The sequence below is a fragment of the Tindallia texcoconensis genome (genome assembly GCF_055383815.1).
Window position 1 is genome coordinate 1,790,021 of the sequence record NZ_AP042431.1, and the last position, 23,577, is coordinate 1,813,597.

At 43.2% G+C, this 23,577-nt stretch carries 21 protein-coding genes; 17 read left to right on the forward strand and 4 right to left on the reverse strand.

Going from position 1 to position 23,577, the window contains the following annotated elements; all coding sequences use genetic code 11:
- Positions 1-18: 18 nt before the first annotated feature.
- From ACZ47N_RS08040 to ACZ47N_RS08105, 14 genes are all read left to right on the forward strand, one after another.
- A complete protein-coding gene (locus ACZ47N_RS08040; protein WP_464886041.1) occupies positions 19-870 on the forward strand; it encodes a bifunctional 5,10-methylenetetrahydrofolate dehydrogenase/5,10-methenyltetrahydrofolate cyclohydrolase in 852 nt (283 codons plus the stop codon).
- Positions 871-1,284: 414 nt separating this feature from the next.
- Positions 1,285-2,133 (forward strand): 3-methyl-2-oxobutanoate hydroxymethyltransferase, encoded by an 849-nt coding sequence (panB, locus tag ACZ47N_RS08045; protein WP_464886042.1) that lies wholly within the window; start codon positions 1,285-1,287, stop codon positions 2,131-2,133.
- Positions 2,134-2,217: 84 nt separating this feature from the next.
- Positions 2,218-3,156 (forward strand): hypothetical protein, encoded by a 939-nt coding sequence (locus tag ACZ47N_RS08050; RefSeq protein WP_464886043.1) that lies wholly within the window; start codon positions 2,218-2,220, stop codon positions 3,154-3,156.
- Between the two features lie 112 nt (positions 3,157-3,268).
- A complete protein-coding gene (locus ACZ47N_RS08055) occupies positions 3,269-4,510 on the forward strand; it encodes a Glu/Leu/Phe/Val family dehydrogenase (RefSeq protein WP_464886044.1) in 1,242 nt (413 codons plus the stop codon).
- A gap of 131 nt (positions 4,511-4,641) precedes the next feature.
- Positions 4,642-5,454, forward strand: a complete 813-nt coding sequence (locus ACZ47N_RS08060) for an IclR family transcriptional regulator (protein ID WP_464886045.1) — start codon at positions 4,642-4,644, stop codon at positions 5,452-5,454.
- A gap of 92 nt (positions 5,455-5,546) precedes the next feature.
- Complete coding sequence (locus ACZ47N_RS08065) at positions 5,547-6,770, forward strand: M20 metallopeptidase family protein (protein WP_464886046.1); 1,224 nt, start codon at positions 5,547-5,549, stop codon at positions 6,768-6,770.
- A gap of 66 nt (positions 6,771-6,836) precedes the next feature.
- On the forward strand, positions 6,837-7,973 hold the full coding sequence (locus tag ACZ47N_RS08070) for a TRAP transporter substrate-binding protein (RefSeq protein WP_464886047.1): 1,137 nt from the start codon (positions 6,837-6,839) through the stop codon (positions 7,971-7,973).
- 77 nt (positions 7,974-8,050) lie between these two features.
- Positions 8,051-8,728 (forward strand): TRAP transporter small permease, encoded by a 678-nt coding sequence (locus tag ACZ47N_RS08075; RefSeq protein ID WP_464886048.1) that lies wholly within the window; start codon positions 8,051-8,053, stop codon positions 8,726-8,728.
- Positions 8,729-8,743: 15 nt separating this feature from the next.
- Positions 8,744-10,021, forward strand: coding sequence for a TRAP transporter large permease (locus ACZ47N_RS08080; RefSeq protein WP_464886049.1), 1,278 nt, complete (start codon positions 8,744-8,746; stop codon positions 10,019-10,021).
- A gap of 119 nt (positions 10,022-10,140) precedes the next feature.
- Positions 10,141-10,872, forward strand: coding sequence for an aspartate/glutamate racemase family protein (locus ACZ47N_RS08085; protein WP_464886050.1), 732 nt, complete (start codon positions 10,141-10,143; stop codon positions 10,870-10,872).
- 92 nt (positions 10,873-10,964) lie between these two features.
- Positions 10,965-12,140, forward strand: coding sequence for a M24 family metallopeptidase (locus ACZ47N_RS08090; RefSeq protein WP_464886051.1), 1,176 nt, complete (start codon positions 10,965-10,967; stop codon positions 12,138-12,140).
- A gap of 109 nt (positions 12,141-12,249) precedes the next feature.
- Positions 12,250-12,768: a GNAT family N-acetyltransferase gene (locus tag ACZ47N_RS08095; protein ID WP_464886052.1), complete on the forward strand. Its 519-nt coding sequence runs from the start codon at positions 12,250-12,252 to the stop codon at positions 12,766-12,768.
- 132 nt (positions 12,769-12,900) lie between these two features.
- Positions 12,901-14,226, forward strand: a complete 1,326-nt coding sequence (gene hisS / locus ACZ47N_RS08100; RefSeq protein WP_464886053.1) for a histidine--tRNA ligase — start codon at positions 12,901-12,903, stop codon at positions 14,224-14,226.
- 29 nt (positions 14,227-14,255) lie between these two features.
- Entirely contained in the window at positions 14,256-14,825 is a 570-nt protein-coding gene (locus tag ACZ47N_RS08105; protein WP_464886054.1) for a GNAT family N-acetyltransferase, read from the forward strand.
- Positions 14,826-14,871: 46 nt separating this feature from the next.
- Here ACZ47N_RS08105 and ACZ47N_RS08110 read toward each other — a convergent pair whose 3' ends face one another.
- Entirely contained in the window at positions 14,872-15,330 is a 459-nt protein-coding gene (locus tag ACZ47N_RS08110; protein ID WP_464886055.1) for an Lrp/AsnC family transcriptional regulator, read from the reverse strand.
- 255 nt (positions 15,331-15,585) lie between these two features.
- On the opposite strand from ACZ47N_RS08110, the gene ACZ47N_RS08115 reads away from it, so the two are divergent.
- Both ACZ47N_RS08115 and ACZ47N_RS08120 read left to right on the forward strand, forming a co-directional pair.
- Complete coding sequence (locus tag ACZ47N_RS08115) at positions 15,586-18,171, forward strand: CheR family methyltransferase (protein WP_464886056.1); 2,586 nt, start codon at positions 15,586-15,588, stop codon at positions 18,169-18,171.
- Positions 18,172-18,175: 4 nt separating this feature from the next.
- Entirely contained in the window at positions 18,176-19,492 is a 1,317-nt protein-coding gene (locus ACZ47N_RS08120; RefSeq protein WP_464886057.1) for a PAS domain-containing sensor histidine kinase, read from the forward strand.
- Here ACZ47N_RS08120 and ACZ47N_RS08125 read toward each other — a convergent pair whose 3' ends face one another.
- The 3 genes from ACZ47N_RS08125 to ACZ47N_RS08135 all read right to left on the reverse strand — a co-directional run bounded on the left by ACZ47N_RS08125 (position 19,493) and on the right by ACZ47N_RS08135 (position 23,128).
- Complete coding sequence (locus ACZ47N_RS08125) at positions 19,493-20,974, reverse strand: phospholipase D family protein (RefSeq protein ID WP_464886058.1); 1,482 nt, start codon at positions 20,972-20,974, stop codon at positions 19,493-19,495. It lies immediately after the preceding gene.
- A 142-nt stretch (positions 20,975-21,116) separates the two neighbouring features.
- Positions 21,117-21,857, reverse strand: coding sequence for a TIGR03915 family putative DNA repair protein (locus ACZ47N_RS08130; RefSeq protein WP_464886059.1), 741 nt, complete (start codon positions 21,855-21,857; stop codon positions 21,117-21,119).
- On the reverse strand, positions 21,854-23,128 hold the full coding sequence (locus ACZ47N_RS08135; RefSeq protein ID WP_464886060.1) for a putative DNA modification/repair radical SAM protein: 1,275 nt from the start codon (positions 23,126-23,128) through the stop codon (positions 21,854-21,856). The genes ACZ47N_RS08130 and ACZ47N_RS08135 overlap by 4 nt, the downstream gene beginning before the upstream one ends.
- Positions 23,129-23,367: 239 nt before the next feature.
- Here ACZ47N_RS08135 and ACZ47N_RS08140 point away from each other — a divergent pair, with 239 nt between their 5' ends.
- Positions 23,368-23,565, forward strand: a complete 198-nt coding sequence (locus ACZ47N_RS08140; RefSeq protein ID WP_464886061.1) for a cold shock domain-containing protein — start codon at positions 23,368-23,370, stop codon at positions 23,563-23,565.
- Positions 23,566-23,577 lie beyond the last annotated feature (12 nt).

Consider the following 23,577-nt stretch of genomic DNA (forward strand, 5'->3'; position numbering starts at 1 on the left):
TTGAAAGGATGGTTGAATATGAGTGAATTATTAAAAGGAAAACCTGTTGCAGATGCCATTGTAGAAGCGTTAAAGAACGACGCTACGGTGTTGGAATCCAAGGATATTAAACCTTGTTTGGCTCTGATTCGGGTAGGTGAAAAAACCGATGACATTGCCTATGAGCGTGGAATTATCAAACGCTGCGATGCCGTTGGTATTGAGACTCAAAAAGTAGAACTGCCAGAGAACATTAAGCAAGAAGCCTTTCTAGAAGCCTTGGAAAAAATCAATGAGGATCAGGGCGTTCATGGCATCTTGATCTTTAGGCCACTGCCCAAGCAGCTAGATGAAAAAGTCATTGAAACCCATATAGCACCACAGAAAGACGTGGATTGTTTGCATCCAGAAAACACAGCAAAACTTTTGACAGGAGATGAAAGCGGATTTGTTCCGTGTACGCCCATGGCTGTAATGGAAATATTTAAGCATTATCAAATTCCACTGGAAGGAAAAAATGCCGTAGTATTAGGGCGTTCCATGGTAGTAGGGAAACCAGCAGCATTATTGTTATTGCAGGAAAATGCAACAGTGACAGTAGCACATTCTAGAACCCAAGAATTGGAGAAAATTACCTCTAGTGCAGACATTTTAGTGGCAGCCATTGGCCGTTCAGAATTTGTAAGAGGAGCCCATATTAAAGAAGGTGCGGTGGTAGCAGACGTGGGCATCAACGTAGATGAAGACGGGAATATGACAGGAGATGTTCACCAAGAAGAAGTCAAAGCCAAAGCAGGTGCTTTTACACCTGTGCCTGGAGGCGTAGGTTCTGTCACCACAGCGGTCTTAGCAAAACAAGTGATTAAAGCTTGCAAAATGCAACATGAATAAGATCCAAGTGTTATGACCGAGTTCAAATTGCTTTGTCTATAACCTGAAACCGCCTAGGGCGGTTTTTTTCTGTCAAGAATCTAAGTTCCTTGGGGATAGGATTTTTGAGTCTTCTTCTGTCCTTGAATAGGAGCAAATTGTCCGCCTAATCAAAAAAATTGGATTTATCCAAATTTATTCCGAAAAACCATTGACATAGGGACAGAATTATCATATTATTTAATCATTAGAACGGCGTTCCAAAATAACGGAGAATGCCTAAGGGCTTTATGGGAACCGGAAAAACTTTCGGGACCAAGCCGCTGGACCTTTTAACAACTAATATCGGGATGTTTCGGAGAAACAAGGGGCATTCTGAAATGAAAAGGTGTTCTGAAAGAAAACGTTTACAGGAGAAAAAGGAGGAAATCATCAATGGCAAAAAAGAAAAGTATTCTTGATCTGATGAAGATGAAGAAAGCAGGAGAACAGGTGGCATGGATCACCGCCTATGATTACCCCACCGCGATGTTTGCGGAAGCAGCCGGCATGGATATGTTGCTGGTAGGCGACTCTCTGGGAATGGTTACTTTAGGATACAACGGCACGATTCCGGTAACCATGGAAGATTGCATCTCCCATTGTCAAGCTGTACGAAGAGGTGCGCCGAACACTTGGATCATCGGAGATATGCCTTTTGGCTCTTATCAGGCATCTGATGAGCAAGCGGTTAACAATGCAGTTCGTTTTATGAAAGAGGCGGATACGGATTGTATCAAGCTAGAGGGTGGCGTTCGAGTTCAGAGTCGAATTAGAGCCATTACGGATGCAGGCATACCCGTTATAGGGCATATTGGATTAACGCCACAAAGTTCTGGTCAATTAGGAGGCTTTAAAGCTCAAGGAAGAACTGTGGATAATGCCAGAGGCGTTATTGATGATGCCTTGGCAGTCCAAGAAGCCGGTGCCTTCGCCATTCTGGTAGAGGCAGTACCACCAGAGTTAACAGAATTTATCACGAAAAAATTGGATATTCCAGTTTATTCCATTGGCGCTGGTGCTTGCGATGGACAACTGCTTATCAGCAGTGATATGGTCGGGAAATTCCAAGCCTTCACTCCCAAGTTTGTAAAGAAGTATGCGGAAGTAGCAGAAGTGGAAACCAACGCCTATAAAGAATACATCAAAGACGTAAAAGAAGGCGTCTTCCCATCCGACGATTATGTATACCACATTACAGATCCTATAGAAGCCTTTGAAAAACTTTTCAAAGAATACGAATAGAAAGATAAACAGCAGGAACAGTGTATCTGATCCCATGCCTACTCAACAGAGAGGCACCAACCCAATTCTAAGGAGGAAATAATAATGACAATGAAAGCCATCGAAAAATATATTCAAGAAAAAACAGTATTTCCATTGAAAGATCTTCATGACATGCCTTCTTCAAAAGTAGCCTTTGAAGGTGGAGCTCACTATCGAATGGAAGTACCTGGAATTGAAAACGCAGCCAACTTTGAAGTATTGGTAAAAGAAGCACAAGCAAGAAAGCTACCGATTCATCGTGTGATTGGAACCGTAGGTGGCTCAGCTGTACTGGATAAGCAGGAGCTAAAGCATTACGCGCAAATTGGTGCAGATGCGAAAATGGAAACTCTTGTTAACCCAGTTCCAACAAGAGCATGGGATACTGGGAAGCAATATGGAACTCCAGAAGGTTATGTTTCTGGCATGCGTGTACGAGGTCAAGACAACCTTTATATGTGGCTTCGAGAAGTAAGTCGATGCATCGATGCTGGGATCCGTGGATTTCTGATTCCAGATGAAGGCATGCTTTATTTAGCTCATAAACTGCGAGCAGATGGTGTGATTCCTGCCGATGTTAAATTCAAGGTTTCCGTGTTTGCTGGCCATGGAAATGCCGTAGGCGCTAAAATGTTGGAAGAGATGGGAGCAGACAGCTTTAATCCTTTGGCGGATCTTTCTCTGGCCATGTTTGCTTCCATTCGAAGCGTCACGGACATTCCATTGGATGTATACATGAGCATTGTGGATTCCATGGGTGGAAACCAACGTCACGTAGAAGCCGATGAAATAGCTCGAATTTGTTCGCCGGTATACTTTAAGTTTGAGCCGGGTAAAAACGAATGCGATCTTTATAATGCATGGCATGATGATGCCACCTTAAATCACTTGGTGAAAGTAAAAGTAAGAATGGCGCAAGTGTGTAAAGAATGGTGCGATGAAAGCGATTACGACCTTAAATTCAATGATTACACAGAGGACCTTGCTATTCCAAAACCATAGCTTCAAGGAGATAAATAGAAAGACTTTTTATTAAGAGATTCTTCACACCGCTTCATGGCAAAAGTGCCGGGGAGCGGTGTGAGTACCCTAGACCCAAGATTGGAGTGATTTGATGAGCAAAAACCCTTTTGAAACAGCCTTGACTACATTAAATGAAGCCGCTAAAATGGCAGATGTTGAGCCAAATGTCATAAAAATCCTCAGCCAGCCTAAACGAATTTTTGAATTTACGATCCCGATGAAAATGGATAATGGGGAATTGGAGATTTTTACGGCCTATCGAGTGCATTACAACGACGCTTTAGGGCAAGTGAAAAACGGACTTCGGTTTGTGCCGGATCTGGATCTGGACACGGCTAAAGCCCTTGGTTTCTGGATGACGATTAAACATGCCGTGGGTGGGATTCCTGCTGGTGGAGGGAAAGGCGGCGTTCGTGTGGATGCTGGCAAACTTTCTGAAGGTGAATTGGAAAGACTTTCTCGAGCTTATATTCGAAAACTGCCAATGAAAGGAGCCTGGGTGGATGTTCCTGGTGCAGATATTGGCACCAGCGCCAAGACCATGGCTTGGATGTTGGATGAGTACGAAGAGATTAATGGATTTCATAGCCCAGCGGCCATTAATGATAAACCAGCTGAAACCAGCGGTACTGTAGGTAGTATGGAAGCTACGGGAACAGGCGCCTTCTTTGTGACCATGGAAGCAGTGCGTGATTTGAATATACCAAAAGGGTCCACGGTAGCGATTCAAGGATTTGGAAATGTAGGCCGAATTGCGGCACGGCTCCTTCATCAAGAAGGGTATAAGATCATTGGTGTAGCGGATTATTTTGGTGGTGTCTATGATGCCAATGGTATTGATATCTCTCAGTTGGAAGCCCATGTAGATAACCATCCAAATCGTTCCGTAGAAGGGTTCCCAGGACAAAAAGAAATCAACAAAGAAGAAGTCTTGGAATTAGAGTGTGATATCCTGATTCCGGCGGCAGTCCAGAGTGTTATTCATGAGGAAAATGCTAAGGATATTAAGGCAAAACTCATTATGGAAGCAGCCAATGGGCCGGTAACACCAGGAGCAGAAAAAATGTTACAGGAAAAACAAGTGCATATTGTACCTGACGTGCTGACCAATTGCGGAAGTGCCATTGTATGTTCTTTTGAGCGAACCCAAGGCCTGACGGATAGCTACTGGGATATAGAGACCATTAATTCTAGATTGAAAGAACAAATTACAAAAGCGTATCGGGATACCATGGATACGGCTCAAGCAAAAGATACGTCTATGCGCAACGCTGCCTGGATCAATGCCCTTCAAAAACTGGCTAAATCCATGAAAGCCAGAGGCTGGGTATAGGATAAAACTGAAAAAAGGTTTTCTGAAAAGAGAACCTTTTTTCGTCCCTTCTTCAGTAAGTTCATTGGCGGGCAAGAGGTGGCTCTATGCATTGTTAGGTTAGAATAGCCTTCTAAAGGAATGGTGATGAAATGAGTCAGGAAAAAACACATCAAACAGCTCGATATCCGGTGCAAACCATTGATAAAGCCCTGGAACTTTTGGAGATATTAGCGGATGAAGGATTTCAGGAAGGGCTGGGAGTCAGTGAACTCAGCCTTCGCTTAAATATTGGGAAAAGCACGGTGCACCGGATTTTAGACACGCTGATGTCGAGGAATTACATTGAACAGTGTGAAGACAGTAAAAAATATCGACTTGGATGGAGGCTTTTTGAAATTGGCAATATCATCCCCCGGCAACGAAATTTATATAATTTCGACGTGGCCATCCTTCAAGATCTGTGTAACCAATACCAAGAAACAGTAAACCTTGGGGTGCGGGTGGATGATAGCGTGGTGACGGTTTCGAAAGTAAGTCCCAAAGCGTCCTTGATCGCTAATCTGCAAATTGGTTCTCGGGAATCTCTTCATGCCACCGCCATGGGTAAAGCGTTGATTTGTGAAATGACAAAAGAAGAAGTGCTTACTATTTTTGGAGATCGAGAGTTGGAAGCCTATACATCCGCCACTATTACAGATATGGATGCCCTGATGCAAGAATTGGCCCGTATTCGAAAACAAGGCTTCAGCGTTGATGATGAAGAATTCTGTGCTGGTTTAACCTGTGTGGCCATGCCTGTACGGGATTTTAAAAATGAAATCGTAGCAGCTATTAGCGTGAGTGGGGCCAGCATTCGACAAACCTACTCTAAAATTCAATCCATCAAAGCGGGTTTGAAGGAAGCTTCCGATAAATTATCGACCTTTCTTGGGTGGCAGGGGGACAGTGAAGATGTAAAATGAGTCCTCCCAAAAGCCAAGGGCTCCAAGGTTTAAAGAAGGAAGAAACATGGAATCGTAGTTATTTTGAACACGTCTAAGGGGGGGCCAGGATAATGGATCCCATTAAAAATGAAATAGCAGCCTTGAAACAAGAGTTAATTGCTCTTCGAAGAGATTTTCATGAATATCCAGAGTTAGGGTATCAAGAACATCGGACGGCACAAGTGGTAGAAGAATACCTACAAGCACTGGGGATAGAAACCTGTCGAATGACACAAACTGGTGTGGTTGGGATGATTGAAGGAAAAGCAGAAGGTCCTGTATTAATGTTACGAGCCGACATGGATGCATTGCCTGTTCAGGAAGAGAATAAACTTCCCTACGCATCCAAAACACCGGGCGTCATGCATGCCTGTGGCCATGATGCCCATACGGCCATGCTGTTGGTAGCGGCCAAGGTGTTGGTGGGGATGAAAGACCAGCTGAATGGAAGCATTAAACTGGTGTTTCAGCCTAACGAAGAAAATGCTGGGGCCCTGCCCATGATCAACGAAGGGGTGTTGGAAGCCCCGAAAGTAGATGCCGCCGTAGGGGTTCATATTTGGGCGCCGTTGCCATCGGGAACCATTGGCTTGTCGGCTGGTGGCGTTATGTCAGGACTGGATATTTTTAAAATTTTAGTGCGTGGGTACGGTGGTCACTCTGGATATCCGGAAACGGCTATCGACCCTATTATAGCCGCATCAGACATTGTACTATCGGCACAACGGGTTCAAACTCGGGAGATTAGTTGCATGAAACCAACCACCATGTCCTTTGGGAAAATAGAGGGGGGGACAAAAGCCAATATCATTCCAGATTTTGTTACCATTGAAGGATCCATTCGAACCCTTTATGACGATGGAGACGACAAAGCCGTCATGCGGTTAAAACGAGTGGCTGAGAAAGTGGCAGAAACCCATAGTTGCCAATGTCAGATGGAATGGTTCCGTGAAAATATTGCACTTATCAACGACGAAAGCATGGTAAAGGTCATGATGGCAGCAGCCAGAGAAGTTGCGGGAGAAGACGAAAAAGTGGTCCCCCATTCCAATATGGCCAGCGAAGATTTTTCAGAGTTTACCGCCTTGGTGCCTGGGGTATTCATATTTTTGGGTACCGGTAATGAAGCAAAAGAAACACATTATCCTCATCACAATCCCAGGTTTAACATCGATGAAGATGTGATGCCACTGGGTGTGGAGTTGTTCGTGAAGGGCACCCTTTCTTACTTTAAACAGCAAGCTGCTATTAGCAAAAGAGAAGAAGAGGAAGAAAACCTGGGATCGAGCAATTGATAATTCCAAGGATTGACAAGCCGGGAAAAAGTGAAAAAACCAGAAAGAAAAAGAGGAGGAAATTCAATGAAGAAGAATTGGAAAAAGAAATTACTGGCATCGTTACTGAGCTTGGTACTGATAAGCACTTTGGGACTGGCTGGTTGCGGCGGTGATACGGCTCCTGCAGATGATCCAGAAGAAGCCCCTGCAGAGCGAACAGGAGAAGAAACCCTTGGCGAACTTTTAAATGCACCACTACAGCCACGATTTGCGTCTGAAGAAATAGAAGGCGACTTTATGACGGTATGGGCAGAGCATTATGCAGACCATATGAGAGACGTAACAGATGGGATGTATGATGTAACGGTATATCCTTATGGAACCCTTGGAGATACGCGGGACATCAATGAGTTAGCTCAGCTTGGTGTGGTGGAGTATGTATTCACAGACTTTGCTTGGATTAGTGCCTTCGTTCCAGAAGCTCAAGTGTTGGCGCTTCACTATTTATGGCCACCAGATCATATGCCAGAAACCTTGGATTGGGTTGTTCGAAACGGAGATTTTATGGACGTGTTGGAAGAAGCCTTCCGTCGGAATGGTTTGGTACCCCTGAGTGTGCTTTATGAAGGATGGCAAACCATCAGCTCCAATAGACCCATTAGAACCGTAGAGGATATGCAAGGATTTAAAGTGAGGGTAATGGGATCCGCATTGTTGGTAGAAGATTATTTAGCCTATGGAGCAGCTCCTACCCCTATGGCCTATGGTGAAATATACGGTGGTTTACAGACGAATTTGATCGATGGACAAGTAAACCCCATCTTTGCCATTAGAAGCATGAATTTTTATGAAGTACAAGACTATTTGACAGACATTTTTGCAGAACCGTTTACGGGAATACCAACGGTGAATATGCAGTTCTTTGATTCCTTGCCACCAGAAGTGCAGGAAGAAATGAGAACGTGGTGGGTAGAAGCCATTCTTCCTTCTGCAGAGTGGATTGATGAGCGTCATGAAGAAGATTTGGCTTATATGCTAGAAGCTCGACCAGATATGGAATACCATGAAGTAACAGGAGAAGAGCTAGAAGCATTTAAAGAAGCAGCACTACCGGTTTATGATGAGTTCCTTGAAATTGGTGGACCTCAGGCAGAAGAAATTCTTGAAACGCTGTTGAATGACATTGAAAATGCCAAAGAAGCCCTTGGTATAGAAGACTAATGAATTCTCTGAAATGAAGGAAGATGGTTCCCTGCGGTGCTATGAGCACCGCAGGGATTTTAGAAAGGAGCGTTGATATGGAAGCCAATCAAAAGACAGGCTCCACCACTCTGATTCAGAAATTGGGAAAAAGCGTGGAGTACTTTGAAGTCGTTGTGCTGTCTGTTTCGGTCTTTGCCATGGCTGCTCTGGTTATTGCAAATGTTTTTGCTCGAACTTTTTTTAGTAGTATTTACTTTGCGGAAGAAATAACCGAGTTATTTACCATTCTAATTACCTTTGCTGGGGTAAGCTATGCGGTTCGAAAAGCTCGGCACATACGGATGGGCGCTTTTTTCGATGCAGCCCCCTTGAAACTTCAAAAAGCAATGATTCTTGTTATTTGTACCATCAGTGGTCTGGTTATGTTTATGATGGCCTACTACTCCTATGGCTATATGGCTCAGGCAAGAAATATGAGCCATGTGACACCGGCATTAAGACTACCTTACTGGACTTTTTTAGCGATTATTCCCTTAGGTTTCTTTTCTGCAGGTGTTCAATACCTTCGAACCATCATCAAGAACATCAAAGAAAAGGAAGTTTGGCTTTCTCCTGAACAACAAGGGGAATACGAAGCCGAAGAATTACAGCAAATGGCAGAAGAGTACCAAGCAGTAGGAGAAAAGCTGAAAGCCGAAACCATGGCGGAGGATGGTGGAGAGGACCTAGACTCTGAAGAGGACGCTGAACTGGACGAAGAAAAGAAACCCTAAAAGAGAGGTGGTTTTATGCCATTATTAGTTGGTAGTATGATCGTTAAGCTTTTGTTTGGGTTTCCTTTCATGGTGGTATTGTTAGGATCCCTATTGCTTTATATTTTAGTGTATATGCCAGGATTTAATATGAACGTCATCGTACAGCAGGTGGTAACGGGAATTATCCCTCCTTCTCTGGTGGCTGTCCCTATGTTTATCTTGGCTGCCAATATTATTACGGCTGGTCAGGCAGCCCGTAGATTGATTCGGATGGTCAAAGCGTTTCTGGGACATATTCCAGGAGGCCTTGCCATTACCACCAATGCAGCCTGTACCCTTTTTGGAGCTGTTTCCGGATCTACCCAGGCAACGGTTGCAGCCATTGGCGGTACGATGCGGCCTATGTTATTAGAGGCTGGGTATTCCAGTTCCTTTACCCTTGCATTAATTATCAATTCCAGTGACATCGCTTTTTTAATTCCGCCTAGTATCGGCTTTATTGTCTATGGAGTAGTCACAGGAACTTCTGTAGGAAAGCTATTCCTGGCAGGCGTGGGTCCAGGATTACTGATATTTTTCCTTTTTTCAGTGTATGCGTTTATTTATTCCAAGCGAAACGGCATCGCTGGAGCGCCAAAGGCAGACTGGCAAGAACGAAAAGATGCCATGAAGAGCGGTGTGTTAGTTCTTGGATTTCCTTTAATCATTATTGGTGGGATTTATGGTGGTATCTTTAGCCCTACAGAAGCGGCGGCGGCATCCGTGGCCTATGCACTTTTCTTAGAAGGATTGATCTATAAGACCGTAACCTTTAATGCCATGATCGATCACTTTCTTCAAACTGGTGTTATTACCGGCGTGGTATTTGTACTGGTTGGTGCTGGCAATGCTTTTTCTTGGTTGCTATCCTTTCTTCGAATTCCTCAGACCTATTTACCCTTGGTGTTTGGAGAGGACCCAAGTCAGTTGTACGTTGTCTTTGTAGTGGTAGCCGCTTACTTTATTGCATGTATGTTTGTGGATCCTATCGTAGCCATTTATGTATTGAGTCCGGTATTTGCCCCTTATGTACTGATGACGGGCATAGATCCCATCCTACTGGGGGTTCTGGTGGTTTTACAGGCGGCCATTGGATCCGCAACTCCTCCTTTTGGATGCGATATTTTTACAGCACAGTTGATATTCAGAAGGCCTTATTTAGAAATTATCAGCCATACCCCACCTTTTGTGTTTATTTTGCTTCTTGTTACGGTATTGCTGGTGTTCTTTCCACAAATCGCTTTGTTCCTTCCTAATGCAGCCTTGATTTAAAAGGAAAAAAAGTTAACCAATGCTTCGACAGAGGTACTGGGGGTACGGAGGTTCTTAAACCTAGTTTTTTTAGGGAAAACACCTCCGTGCCACTGTTATTCTTGGAGGGGGAGAAGGCTTTGATCTATCATGTTAAACCGGGACAAGTTAGTTATGGAGAATCCATAGGCATTCTTCTTATAGATAGTGAAGCTCCTTATATTCCAGGAGATGTGGCCAATGCCACCACTTACGATTTTCCCGTTCGATTTCAGCGGGTTTCAGGCCTTACGGTAGATCGGATTTTAAAACACGATATGACAGCCTTGAAGGATGTTGTGGCGGCTGGAAAGGAACTTCAAAAAGAAGGAGTTAGAGCCATTACTTCGGATTGTGGATTTATGATTTTGTATCAAGAGCAGTTGGCCAGGGAGTTAGAAGTTCCAGTATTTCTCTCTAGCATGCTTCAGATTCCCTTTATGCAACAAATCTTACCCCAAAGAGCCAAGGTAGGAATTCTAACGGTAGACTCGGATTCATTAACAACCGATATATTGGAAAAGACAGGTTCCACAAAACTAGATCAGTTATGTATCCAGGGTTTGCAGGAAAAACCCTTCTTTTCTGATGCGTTTCTTCGAGAAACAGGAACCTTGCATTATAAAGAAGTGGAGAAAGAAGTGGTAGAGGCTGCGGTAAAGCTTCAGCAAGCCCATGGGGATTTGGGTGCCTTGTTGCTGGAATGCAGCGTATTGCCGCCATATGCGGCGTCGGTGCAAGAAGCCACCGGATTACCAGTTTTTGATTTTGTGACCATGATCCGATATATGCATCTTGCTGTCCTACAAGAAAGGCGAAAAGGATCTATGTGAAAAGTCAGGTAAAAGTTGTAAAAGCTGTAAAAACTGTAAAAGCTGGGAAGAGTTGGTATTTAAATTCATAAGAATTAAGGGAGGGGAAGGCCATGCATGTGTTCAGCAGAGAAGAGTATCTGGAAAGAGTTAGAAAAACCAAAGAAAAAATGGCTGAATGGGGAATAGAATTATTGTTCATTTCTCAGCCAGCCAATATGAATTACCTGACGGGCTATGATGGATGGAGTTTTTATGTGCATCAGTGTTTATTGGTATCCTTAGACCAAGAAGAACCCGTCTGGATTGGTCGGGGAATGGATGCCAATGCAGCTCGGATCACGAGCTTTCTTTCGGATAGGAATATTTACCAATATGCCGACGACTATGTACATTCTCTGGTAAAACATCCCATGCATTTTATGGCAGATGTCATCAAGGAACGAGGATGGGATAAAAAGATCCTAGGCGTAGAAATGGATCAGTTTTACTACCCTCATCGAGCTCACCTAGAGTTGGAAAAATCTCTTCCTAATGCCACTTTCAAAGATGCGAATACCTTGGTGAACTGGGTTCGAGTCATTAAATCAGAAAAAGAAATCCAGTTTATGAAGATTGCAGGAGAAATTGCATCTAAGGTAATGGCAACGGCCCAGAGAGAGATTGCGCCTGGTGTTCGAGAGTGCGATGTAGCCGCTAAAATTGCTGAAGCTCAATATGCTGGAACGGCGGAACATAGTGGCGATTACCCAGCGATAGTTCCCTTAATGATGGCGGGAGAGGCAACAAAAACCCCACACCTTACCTGGACAGAAAAGAAATATGAGAACAATGAAGCGGTGCTCCTAGAACTTTGTGGTGTGTATAAGCGGTATCATGTGCCAATTGCCAGAACCATGTACTTGGGAGAAGACCCTCCTCAATTGATGAAGGATACAGGTAAAACCGTCCTAGAAGGATTGGCAGCGGCACTGGAGATGATTAAACCAGGAGTGCTGGTGGAAGATATTGAAGAAACATGGCGTAAAACCATTGCAAAAACAGGCTTGGTGAAAGAATCTCGGATTGGTTATTCCATAGGAGTCAACTATCCACCAGATTGGGGTGAGCAAACCATTAGCGTTCGTCCTGGGGATAAAACCCTTGTGGAGAAAAACATGGCACTGCACCTGATTCCAGGTATTTGGTTGGATGATGTTGGTTTTGAAGTAGATGCATCCTTCTATGTAACAGATACAGGTATTTCCCATTTCTTTGAGGATTCTCTGGAAATCTGCGTAAAAAAATAAAGACATTGAAAAACTTCGGCTTTCTGCCTTTTTAAACTCATTGTAAGGGTATAAGAAGAGTAAGAGTCGGGGTTTTTTTAAAAGAAAAAAAAGAAAGGAGTTCTAAGGGATGTCAATCATAGTGATCGAAAATGAAATCCTTCGCCTTCGGGAAACAACACCAGAGGATTTAGAGCTGGTATTGGCCATAGAAAGACATGAAGAGAATCGAAGGTATGTTTATAATTGGCCTAAAGAGAGGCATTTAGAAGCCATTGAATCTGAAGATGAAAAACATTTTATGGTGGAGGAGCAGGAAAAGGGCCAAGTGGTAGGGTATATTATCTTGTCTTCCATCACAAGCCCTCATCATGTCATTGAATTTGACCGTATCACCCTATCGGAAAAAGGAAAGGGCTATGGGAGACAGTGCCTTCGACTGATTAAAAAACTTTGTTTTCAAGCATACGGATGTCATCGTCTATGGTTGGATGTGTTTGATGATAATCCCAAGGCTCGAAAACTCTACGAATCCGAAGGTTTTATTTTTGAAGGGACCCTTAGGGAATGCAAAAAGTATGCAGAGGGGTATCGCTCCATGCATATCCTTTCGATGCTTTCTTATGAATATGAAAGAGTAGGGGAATAGGGAATAGGGAATAGGGAATAGGGAATAGGTTATAGGGGATAGTCTTGTCTTATCAGCTTGGTTTCCCTTGCAATTTACCCATCAAATGATAAAATGAGGGTATCTTTAAATGGAAAACAGGGAGGCAGGCATATGGCTGAGAAGAATAAAATTGTAAAACCCTCAACATTACCAGGATTTATGGAACTTCTGCCAGCGGAGCAGATTAAGTTCAATCAAATGCGTGATACCATAAGAGAAGTATATGAACGATATGGGTTTATCCCTTTGGATACACCAGTGATTGAAAAATCTGATGTGTTGCTGGTGAAAAGCGGCGGTGAAACAGAAAAGCAAGTATATCGGTTTATGAAAGGCGATACGGACGTGGCAATGCGGTTTGATTTAACCGTGCCTTTGGCTCGTTATGTTGCCCAGCATATGGCGCATCTAACGTTTCCTTTCCGTCGATATCAGATTGGAAAAGTTTATCGGGGTGAAAAAAACCAGAAAGGCCGTTTTCGAGAATTCTATCAGTGTGATATCGATATAATTGGTCGAAACACCTTGGAAGTAGTGAATGATGCAGAAATTCCAGCCATCATCAACGACGTTTTTACAAAGCTAGGGCTGCCAGAATTTATCATACGGATCAACAATCGAAAACTCATGAATGGACTTTTCCAACACTATGGATTAGATGGCCGGCCAGAAATACTGAAAGCCATCGACAAGTTGGAAAAAATCGGATTGGAAAAAACGCGACAAGAGTTGATGGATGCAGGGATAGAAACACAAGCCATTGACGCGGTTTTGAATTTTATACAGTTGAAAGGGAGCAATGACCAGATTCTGGAAGGTTTGAAAGAAGCCGCCATAGAGAATGAGCTTTATCAGACAGGGCTTCAGGAATTAGATCGAGTGACTCGGTTGATTCGAGCCTTTGGCGTTCCAGAAGAGCATTTTAAACTGGATTTAACCATTGTAAGAGGGTTGGATTACTATACTGGTACGGTGTACGAAACTTTATTGAAAAACTATCCAGAAATTGGATCTATTTGTTCCGGTGGACGTTACGATAACTTAGCAGAACACTACACCAAGGAAAAACTGCCGGGAGTTGGAATTTCCATTGGATTAACTCGACTTTTCTATCAGTTGAACGAAGCTGGACTATTAGGGAATATGAAGGAACAGGTATTAACCCAATTGCTAGTGGTGCCCATTGGCGATACCTTGGAAACCTGTGCAGCCATTGCCAGACGATTCCGAGATGCGGGAGTTGTGACGGAAGTGTTTTTGGAAGAAACAAAAATTGGAAAGAAGATGAATTACGCGAATAAACAAGGGATTCCTTGGGTAGTCTTAGTAGGAGACGAAGAAGTGAAGGATGGCTTGGTAGTCTTGAAAGATTTTGAGAGTGGGGATCAGATTCGGATGTCTTGGGAAGAGGCCCTAGAGAAAATAATCGGATCCTAATAGAATAGATAGGGAAGGGGGCGACAGTAATGGAAGACCGGAAATGGGAAGAGGGATTGATCCTAAGGCCTGAAACGAAAAAAGAACATAGAAGGATTCGACAGCTGGTTCAGGAGGCCTTTGATCCAATGCCTTTTAGCACAGGCAAGGAATGGCAGCTAGTGGAAGCCATTCGATCTAGCCGTGGCTATGTACCTGAGTTGGCCTTAGTGGCGGAGTTTGATGGCCAAATCATAGGCCATTTAATGGTATCGGAAGTGATTATCCATAGAAAAAGTCATAAGATTCCAGCCTTAATCTTGTCTCCGGTGTCTGTCTTGCCCCAATATCAACGACAAGGTGTTGGTCAAGTCTTGTGTCAAAAAGCCGTGGAGGAAGCTTGTAAAACCGACTATCCTGTGATGATTGTTATCGGAGATCCCAATTATTACAAGCGATTTGGATTTAGGCCAGCAGTACCAGAGGGAGTCTATTTGCCCTTTGGTTTTGAAGAAGAATACCTTCAAATGATGCCGCTGCAAGATGGAGCCTTGGAAAAGGTGTCTGGTGCTATACAGTTTCCATCCTGGTTTTTTGATGCAAGAGGCGAATTATTATAAGTTTGATGAAACATTAAAAACTCCCTTAATAGGGAGTTTTTTTTTTCTAAAAGTCCCATCCATAATCTCTTTTTAAATAATCCATCACTACAGACGTATCCGTGTGGGTAACGCCGTCGATTTTCCAGATTTGATTTTTCAAGAGACTTTGCAATTCAAGGATGTTTTTTACATACACCTCTGCATGAAAGGTTGAAGCACCAGTAGAGAGGGTTATGTACCAGAGGGCTTCGATTTTTTTTAGTTCCGTGGCTACGTGATCCGCCTTTTGTATATCCACATGAATCTTGATGGAAGCGGCGATATCCAGTCCCAGTTTAAAGGGGTCGGCTACGGCGACGATTTGGATGACGTCCTTTTCAATAAGCCGAGCAATACGGTTACGAACCGTTGATTCTGAAACGTCCAATGATCGAGCGATATCCGTATTGGGGGTCCGACCATCACGCTGCAGAATTTTGATGATCTTTAGATCAACATGATCCAGCCCGTAGGTATTTTTCATAAGCACCTTCCTTTGCAAAAAATTGGTGGATTCTGACGGTTTCATTATAACCCTAAGAGTGCCATGAATCAATGAAAAAGGCTGAATTTTTAAAAAATGCATCTTTGAAACCTATTGCAAAAAGAGACTAAGCCAAGAATCTGCAAAAAATAGAAAATTAAAAGAAAAGACGAAAAAAATGAAAATACCTAAAAAGGATGGGTATTAAGTATTCTAGAAAGATAGATTTTATGGTCGGAGAGGAAGGAAAGAACCATGGGAAAATCAAAGGAAAGATCAACGGTAAAGCCTGTCTATTACGTAGGGGTAGGGGCTTCTGCCGGTGGGTTGGAAGCGCTGCAGGATTTTTTTAAGACAATGCCGGACGATACGGGAATGGCCTTTGTGGTGATTCAACATCTTTCGCCAGATTATAAAAGCATGATGGATGAGCTCTTGGCACGGCATACAAATATGCCTATTAATATTGCTGCGGATGGGATGGATGTATGGGCAAACACCATTTATCTAATTCCACCTCGGCATAACTTGATGATTTTTCATGGAACACTTTATTTGGAGGATCAAAAACCAAAAAAGACCCTTAATCTTCCTATTGATATCTTTTTTCGCACCTTGGCCACGGATCAAGGAAAAAAAGCCGTAGCCGTGGTACTTTCTGGTACGGGAAGCGATGGCACCTTAGGCATTCGAAGCATCAAAGAAGCTGGCGGCATGATTATGGTCCAGGATGAGAAAAGTGCAAAGTTTGATGGAATGCCTAGAAGTTCTGTTTCTACTGGGCTGGTAGATTATGTTGTACCACCGGATAAAATGGCGGAGGAATTATTAAATTTTATCAAACATCCATTTATTCAAAAAAGCAAATCCCTTGAAGAGACTTTGCCGGAAAATTTGGATACCTTTGCTAAAATCACCCTCATTCTACGAAATTATACGGGAGTTGATTTTTCGTATTACAAGGAAAATACCATTGCCAGAAGGTTGGAACGGCGGGTTAGTATCAATCGGTTTCAAAAATTGGAAGATTATTTGGCGTTTCTATCGGAATCGGATCAAGAAAAGGAAATTTTGTATCGGGAGCTATTGATTGGAGTCACCAGTTTTTTTCGGGATGAAGAGGCCTTCAAAAGCCTGAGAACAGATGTATTGGCTAAGCTTGCCAAGAAAGAAACCCTTCGTATTTGGTCCGCAGGTTGTTCGACAGGTGAAGAAGTATATACGCTGGCTATGCTGTGCCTAGAAGAAATACGCAAGAAAAATCCAGACTGTGAGATTAAAATTTTTGCCACGGACATCGATCGACATTCCTTAGATGTAGCCAGTCAAGGATTTTATCCAGACAGTGTTCTTTCGGATGTGGACCCGGAACTGCTGTCTAAGTATTTTACAAAGGTAGACCATGGATATCAGGTCAATGAAGAAGTGCGGAAAATGGTGGTGTTTGCTACGCATAATTTGTTGAAGGAACCCCCTTTTTCCAAGCTGGACTTGATGGTATGTCGAAATCTATTTATTTATTTCAAACCAAGTATGCAGCAAAAAATCCTTAATATGTTTTATTACGCCCTTAATCCTGGTGGGTTTTTATTTATGGGGAACAGTGAATCTCTGGGAGAGATGAGTGAAGGGTTTACGACCATCAACACCAAATGGAAGATTTATCAATATAAGGAGGGGTATCGACCTCCTGTTACCAATGAAATCCAAAGCCTAACAACACGTAGCAGTGATCCCGTGGGCACACGGTTGTTGGGAGAGGAAAAGGAAAAAAGCCGGCGAACAGGTCGCATTTTTGAAGGGGTACTGCAGGCTGCCTTGCCACCCTCCGTAGTCATTGATGCCCAGGATCGGATTTTGCAGGTGATCAACGATATGAGTCCTTTTTTTGAATTTAAAACAGGGCAATTTTCTCAAAATCTATTCAGCAACTTATCCTCGGAATTATCGGTTTATGCCAGTGGGTTGGTCCGTCGCTTACGCCAAGGACAACAACAACTTGCCTACGAAAACCTTAGCCATATGAATCGGTATCCAGGGGAACAAATCACCTTGGAAGGAAGAAGTATTCTAGTGGATCATACTCGTTACTACTTGATTTCCTTCGTGAAAAACCCTTTGGCGAAGAGTATTTCCAGTGGGATCTCTGCTGATGAGTCCTGTCTTCAAGGAGAAATGAATCAACGGATTCAAAAATTGGAAAAAGAGCTGCAGGCTAGTCGAGAAAACCTGCAGGCTACGGTGGAAGAGTTGGAAACCTCTAACGAGGAACTCCAATCCTCTAATGAAGAGCTGGTGGCCTCTAACGAAGAATTGCAGAGTACCAATGAAGAATTACAGTCTGTTAATGAAGAACTTTATACGGTTAATTCTGAATATCAGTTGAAAATAGATGAATTGGTCCAATCCAATAATGATCTAAACAATCTATTGAAGAATACAGAAATTGGTGCCATTTATTTGGATCGAAAACTATGCATTCGTCGGATGACGCCGGTGCTATCACAGATGAGCCACATTAGGGAGTCGGACATAGGGCGCCCCTTGGCTCATATTGCGATGATGCCTAATTATCCGGAAATGATGGAAGATGTGGAAACGGTTGTAGAAACACTCCAAAGCATTGATCGGGAAATACGAGCAGAGGATGGAAGGGTCTGGCTTGGGAGGGTTAGGCCGTATCGAACCGCTTACCATGCGGTAGAAGGGATTTTGATTACCTTTGTAGATATTTCAAAACTAAAAAACATGCAGGCAGATTTGGATGAAGTGTGTCGAAGCTTGTATGAGGAAAAAAAGATTGGAACTGGGAATGGATCTAAGAAAGCTTCTGAGGAGTGATGGCATGGAGCAAAACCATGAAAACAGAGTGAAGTTACAGCAGTCCATTGAAAAAGTATTGGAAAGTAGAGAAATTGATGAATCTTTCATCAATCAAAAAAGCTTGGATGAAATTCTGGAGGAATTTAGTATTTATCATCAAGAGCTGGAATATCAAAATGAGGAATTAAGAAGAATTCAGGCGGACTTGGAACAATCAAAGGACCATTATGCACAACTTTTCAATGATGCACCAGTGGCCTATGTCATGGTTAATCGTGATCAAGAGATACTGGAGGCAAATCATCTTTTTTGTGAGTGGACTGGGATAGAAGAAGGATTTTTAAAGAATCGAAAAATTCAAGAGTGGATTAGTCCGGAAAGTCAAGATCCCTTTTATTTTCATATGCGTACTGTTTTTCAAACCGGTAAGAGGAGAGGGCTAAAGCTTATGATGGCAATGCCAGATGGAAATAAACCTGTTAAAATCCAAAGCAACCGGATGAAAAAAGACATAGAGCAGGAGTTTGTTAGGATCGCCATAGTGGATGTTAGCAGGGAAAAACAAATGGAAGAAGCAATGCTTCGACAAAACAAGGAACTAGAAGTGGCAAGAAAAAAAGCAGAATGTGCCAGTCAAGCAAAATCTCAGTTTTTAGCCAATATGAGCCACGAAATCAGAACGCCTCTCAATGGAATGGTAGGCTTTCTTCAATTGATGCAGGAAACAAAAATGGACTCGGAACAAAGAGAGTATTTAAGTTATATCCACTCTTCAGCCCAAAGCTTAGTCAAATTGTTGGCGGATATTTTGGCCCTTTCCAGTATCGAAGCCAAAGAAGCCATGATGTATCATCAGTGCTTTAGCATAGTGGACCTACTCTTGATGATCACTGAAAAACACCGCTACGATATTGCGAACAAGCAAGTAACCATTGATCTCCATTATGATGAAAAGATTCCGGAGGAGGTACTAGGGGCTCAGAGCTATTTGCAACAGATTCTCAATAATCTTATGGAAAATGCCCTTAGATTTACGGAAGAAGGAAAAATAATCTTGGAGGCTAAGGTGTTAGAAAGGACAAAAGAGCAGGTTGTCGTAGAATTTTTAGTCAAAGATACGGGCATAGGGATTCGGGAGGAGGATCAGCATTTGATTTTTGAATCCTTTACCCAAGTGGATAATTCCAATACCAGAAAGTATGGCGGCAGTGGATTGGGGCTGACCATTAGCAAAAGGCTGGTGGAAGTCATGGGAGGCTCTATTCGGATAGAAAGTCAGGAAGGTGTCGGCAGTTGTTTTGCCGTCACCCTTCCCTTTGAATCAACCGTGTCCTGTTAATTAAAAGGTGGAAAAACCGCTCCACTCTTGAAAACGATATAAAAGCCTTTTGGGGAAAGAACTATGGCCAAACTCAGCATAATCCAAGGTATACTGGCCTTCTTGATTTTCCCAAAGTCTTAAAAAATACCGATGAACCTCCTGTGAAAATTCGTGATCCGCAGGTGCTAGGATTCGAATACAGGTTTCTAGGTTTTTGTCCTGGATATTGCGGGAGGTAAAATTAGCAGAGCCGCCAAGGACTTGGATCTCTTGACCTCCAGATAAAAAGATAAGTTTGCTGTGATACTGTTCTCCTTGGGTGTTATACCAACGTACATGGATTTGATCCGGGGAATGACGAACCAGTTCTGTGGCTACAGGTCGATTGGGTATACCAATCTTACGCATTCCAAAAGCATCTCGATTTGGATCCAAGATCATTCGAATTTCCACCCCTCGATGGGCTGCGTTTTTTAGGGCTTGGATGGTTTTGCGGTCGCTTATATAAAACTGACCTATCCAAAGTGTTTGGTCGGATTCTGCCGTGTCAATGATATCCAGCAGCCTCTGCTGGATTTTCCCTTCTGTTAACACCTGGGCTTGGACTTCTGTGGTTTCCAAAGCCATGGAAGGGGAACGCAGATCCGGAAATTCAAAGCCAGAAAATCCAGCTACGGCCTTTTCTGTTTCCAACAAATCTCCTAGGATAGGCCCATTGAGCTTAAAGCCAATATTGGAATGGAAGGCACTGGCGTCATGGGGATTTGCAGAGGTGACCAGAGCTCCATTCTCAGTAAGAAGCACTTTTCGGTGATTTGCTTTGAAGTTCAGAAGTTTTAAGGTGGCATTTAAGGTAACTCTGGGCGAATCTGGACTGAAAGGATTGGGGAAAATACCAGGGCCCGTAGGGTCTAATCGGTGAAAAAAACTTCGCCATATTCCGGTATACAGAGGGTTAGAGTTTCCAATCTGATCTAAATCCGTCAGAATCACAGAGATTCCAGCATCTCGCAGTGTGTCCAAGTGGGAGGCGGTGTAAGCGCCATAAAACTCATTTATTTCATCTGTGATGAGGATGATAGGCATGTCTGGTGACTTTCTACGCTTATCCAGCAGGGCTTCTGTTAACTGGCGGGTAAGATCCGGGAAAGTAAAACTTCGATCGTAATCATCATTAAAGAGGAAAAAGTCCATGACAATAAAAGATTCTGCTTGGGAAATCATAGCTAATTTTTCATCGAATAGTTGCGGTTCATGAACGGTTTCACCTCGTTGCTGATAGGTGAGGTCATAAAGAAATTCGATATGGGGGACTCGGCGCATGGGTCCTTCAAAAGAAGTCCCTTTAGGAAGGGAAGAACTCCATCCATTCATAAGAATCACTCCTGCTAATAAAATGAGTATGAGGGCGATGGCTGGTCTTTTGCACCGCTCTTGCCAACTTTGTTTTCGTGGAATAGTTTCTAAAAATAAACGCTTATTATCGCTGAATTGTTGCATGGTTCGGCCTGCCTTTCCTGCGTTAGTGATGAATGAAACAGTAGTAAGGATACAAGATGTATGCAAGAACATAAAACGCGTATGAATGATCTTGGATGTAAAGGATGAATTAAAGAATACCATAGTGGAAGCAGGCTGACAATTATTCCGTGAACTCTGTTAGGTGCTGTCGATATTTTTTGGGAACAAATTGTTGTTGGAGCTTAAGATTTTCTCGTTCTTGGATCGAAATATGCTTAACATATTGGCGCCATAATCCTTGGAAATGATGCTCTGATTCGGATAGCTGAAGCTTTCCATCTTTGGATAAGGGGGAAAGAAACCACTTGTGAGTATCCCAAAAAGCCGCTTGTTCTCGTTGGCAATCATGGATGATCCAAGGCAGATGGGAGAGTCGGCGGGAAAAATGGCCTGCCAGCAAAGGGGTTAAATGAGCATCTGGGCTATAGGTAGCATAATGGGTTTTGTTTTGAAGGCACTGAAATCGTAAGAGACCAGTCATACGATGGTATTCTCGAAGTACCTGACGACAGGCTTTAAGGACTGGATATACCACTGGATCTGTAAGGTGTTCATTAATACGAGGGCCTAGGCGAAATCCTTTAAGAAGGTAAAGATAGCTTAAAGTGCCTACATTCCCTGGCTCTGACAAAAAAAGATGGTACAGGTTTTCAAGGCTTTGTTGGGAAATTCGGCGAGGAATTCCTTGATACATGCGTTGGCTCAGTTGGAAATCTGTAGCCACAGCCATGGGCTGAGAGAATAAATCTGGTTGGTATTGGCTGGTGACTTCGATGGTATTCTCTGGGTTTCCATCGCTTAAGGCGTGATACAGAGCCGTTAAAAGGCCGTCAAAGGAGCCGTCATAGAGAAAGGTTTTCATGAGAGAGATCCCTCCTTCCAGTCTTCCATAGACATTTGATACCCTGGGGAAGGGTTGATGGTTAACCGATGCTCTCGGCGTAACACTTGATAAATTCGATCTGGTTGAAAATCACGGCCAGCTTCATAGCGACCCTGACAAGTAAGAAAGTAGCGTGCTCTCTTTAGCACTACACCGGTACGGCTGAGATCCTCATAAGAGAGGGTGCTGGTTTTTCTGGCAGTGACAATCCTTCTGGCAGAAACCGGTCCTACCCCAGGAACTCGCAACAATGTTTGCAGACTTGCTGTATTTACTTCCACTGGAAAAAAGCCTGGATTTCTAAGGGCCCAGATGCATTTAGGATCTAAATCCAAATCTAGATCTGGATTTTCTGGTTGGAGCAGTTCTTCTGCACGAAAACCATAAAAACGAAGAAGCCAGTCTGCCTGATAGAGTCGATGTTCCCGTAATTGCGGCGGTGGGCTGGTTGGAAGCGGTAGCCGCCCATGGGTATTGACAGGAACATAGGCAGCATAATAGACTCGTTTCAAGCCAAATCCTTGATAAAGGCCTTGGCTGAGACGAAGGATCTGGCGATCATTTTCTGGGCTGGCGCCAATCATCAATTGGGTGCTTTGGCCAGCCGGGGCAAAATCTGGGGCCGAAGAAAACCGTCGTTTTTCCTGTTGAAACTGGAGGCTTTGTTGGTGAATTTGCTTCATAGGTAGCAGGATGCTTTCTCTTTTTTTCTGTGGTGCTAAAAGCTGAAGGCTTTTTTCTGAAGGGAGCTCAATATTGATGCTGATTCGGTCTGCCAAGAGGCCAGCTTGGTGAATCAGGCGGGGGTTGGAGCCGGGAATGCCCTTTATATGGATATAGCCATTAAATTTATGTTCTTCCCTTAATAACCGAAGGACTTGATTCATTTTCTCCATGGTTTGATCTGGATGTTCCTCGATGGCCGAGCTTAAGAAAAGGCCTTCTATATAATTTCGCTGATAAAAACCTATGGTAAGGGTCGCTAGTTCTGAGGGCGTTAAGCTAGCTCGAGGGAAATCATTGGATCGTCGGTTTGTGCAGTAGGCGCAGTCGTATTGGCAGTTATTGCTCATGAGAATTTTTAACAGGGAAATACAACGTCCATCCGCAGACCAGGAGTGACAAATACCAGCTTGTGCCGTGTTGCCCAGACCGCCAGTGATATTTTTTCGTCGACTTCCACTGGAAGAGCAGGAAACATCATATTTGGCGCTTTCGGCTAAAATGTTGATTTTCTCAGAGAGTTCCATTTTGATCACCTCCATTTCAGTATAGCATAAAAAGAAGGAGCCTGAACATACGTTCCGAACAAGAGGATGTGAAAAATATTTCTGCAGAAAGCTTGCATTCCGTTAAAATCTGTGTTATATTAATCCTGTAGTTAAAAAGTAAAAGAACAAAAAGCATTTGAAGGCCTCTTGTAAGAAGGCAATATCAAAGTCTTAGTAGTTTATTTTGCTTTTAACAGAATGAAAAAGGAGGCCAACAAATGACTGGCAAAGTAAAATGGTTTAACGCAGAAAAAGGTTTTGGATTTATTGAAAGAGAAGACGGTGACGATGTGTTCGTGCATTTCTCAGCTATCCAGAGCGACGGTTTCAAGACTCTTGACGAAGGTCAAGAAGTTGAATTTGAAGTAGTGGATGGAAACAGAGGTCCTCAAGCTTCTAACGTAACCAAGCTGTAGTTATAAAAAACA

What these genes read in the sequence shown, in the direction of transcription:
- ACZ47N_RS08040 (WP_464886041.1), top strand. Translation starts at nt 19, where the DNA reads ATGAGTGAATTATTAAAAGGAAAACCTGTTGCAGATGCCATTGTAGAA.
- panB (WP_464886042.1), top strand. Translation starts at nt 1,285, where the DNA reads ATGGCAAAAAAGAAAAGTATTCTTGATCTGATGAAGATGAAGAAAGCA.
- ACZ47N_RS08050 (WP_464886043.1), top strand. Translation starts at nt 2,218, where the DNA reads ATGACAATGAAAGCCATCGAAAAATATATTCAAGAAAAAACAGTATTT.
- ACZ47N_RS08055 (WP_464886044.1), top strand. Translation starts at nt 3,269, where the DNA reads ATGAGCAAAAACCCTTTTGAAACAGCCTTGACTACATTAAATGAAGCC.
- ACZ47N_RS08060 (WP_464886045.1), top strand. Translation starts at nt 4,642, where the DNA reads ATGAGTCAGGAAAAAACACATCAAACAGCTCGATATCCGGTGCAAACC.
- ACZ47N_RS08065 (WP_464886046.1), top strand. Translation starts at nt 5,547, where the DNA reads ATGGATCCCATTAAAAATGAAATAGCAGCCTTGAAACAAGAGTTAATT.
- ACZ47N_RS08070 (WP_464886047.1), top strand. Translation starts at nt 6,837, where the DNA reads ATGAAGAAGAATTGGAAAAAGAAATTACTGGCATCGTTACTGAGCTTG.
- ACZ47N_RS08075 (WP_464886048.1), top strand. Translation starts at nt 8,051, where the DNA reads ATGGAAGCCAATCAAAAGACAGGCTCCACCACTCTGATTCAGAAATTG.
- ACZ47N_RS08080 (WP_464886049.1), top strand. Translation starts at nt 8,744, where the DNA reads ATGCCATTATTAGTTGGTAGTATGATCGTTAAGCTTTTGTTTGGGTTT.
- ACZ47N_RS08090 (WP_464886051.1), top strand. Translation starts at nt 10,965, where the DNA reads ATGCATGTGTTCAGCAGAGAAGAGTATCTGGAAAGAGTTAGAAAAACC.
- ACZ47N_RS08095 (WP_464886052.1), top strand. Translation starts at nt 12,250, where the DNA reads ATGTCAATCATAGTGATCGAAAATGAAATCCTTCGCCTTCGGGAAACA.
- hisS (WP_464886053.1), top strand. Translation starts at nt 12,901, where the DNA reads ATGGCTGAGAAGAATAAAATTGTAAAACCCTCAACATTACCAGGATTT.
- ACZ47N_RS08105 (WP_464886054.1), top strand. Translation starts at nt 14,256, where the DNA reads ATGGAAGACCGGAAATGGGAAGAGGGATTGATCCTAAGGCCTGAAACG.
- ACZ47N_RS08110 (WP_464886055.1), bottom strand. Translation starts at nt 15,330, where the DNA reads ATGAAAAATACCTACGGGCTGGATCATGTTGATCTAAAGATCATCAAA.
- ACZ47N_RS08115 (WP_464886056.1), top strand. Translation starts at nt 15,586, where the DNA reads ATGGGAAAATCAAAGGAAAGATCAACGGTAAAGCCTGTCTATTACGTA.
- ACZ47N_RS08120 (WP_464886057.1), top strand. Translation starts at nt 18,176, where the DNA reads ATGGAGCAAAACCATGAAAACAGAGTGAAGTTACAGCAGTCCATTGAA.
- ACZ47N_RS08125 (WP_464886058.1), bottom strand. Translation starts at nt 20,974, where the DNA reads ATGCAACAATTCAGCGATAATAAGCGTTTATTTTTAGAAACTATTCCA.
- ACZ47N_RS08130 (WP_464886059.1), bottom strand. Translation starts at nt 21,857, where the DNA reads ATGAAAACCTTTCTCTATGACGGCTCCTTTGACGGCCTTTTAACGGCT.
- ACZ47N_RS08135 (WP_464886060.1), bottom strand. Translation starts at nt 23,128, where the DNA reads ATGGAACTCTCTGAGAAAATCAACATTTTAGCCGAAAGCGCCAAATAT.
- ACZ47N_RS08140 (WP_464886061.1), top strand. Translation starts at nt 23,368, where the DNA reads ATGACTGGCAAAGTAAAATGGTTTAACGCAGAAAAAGGTTTTGGATTT.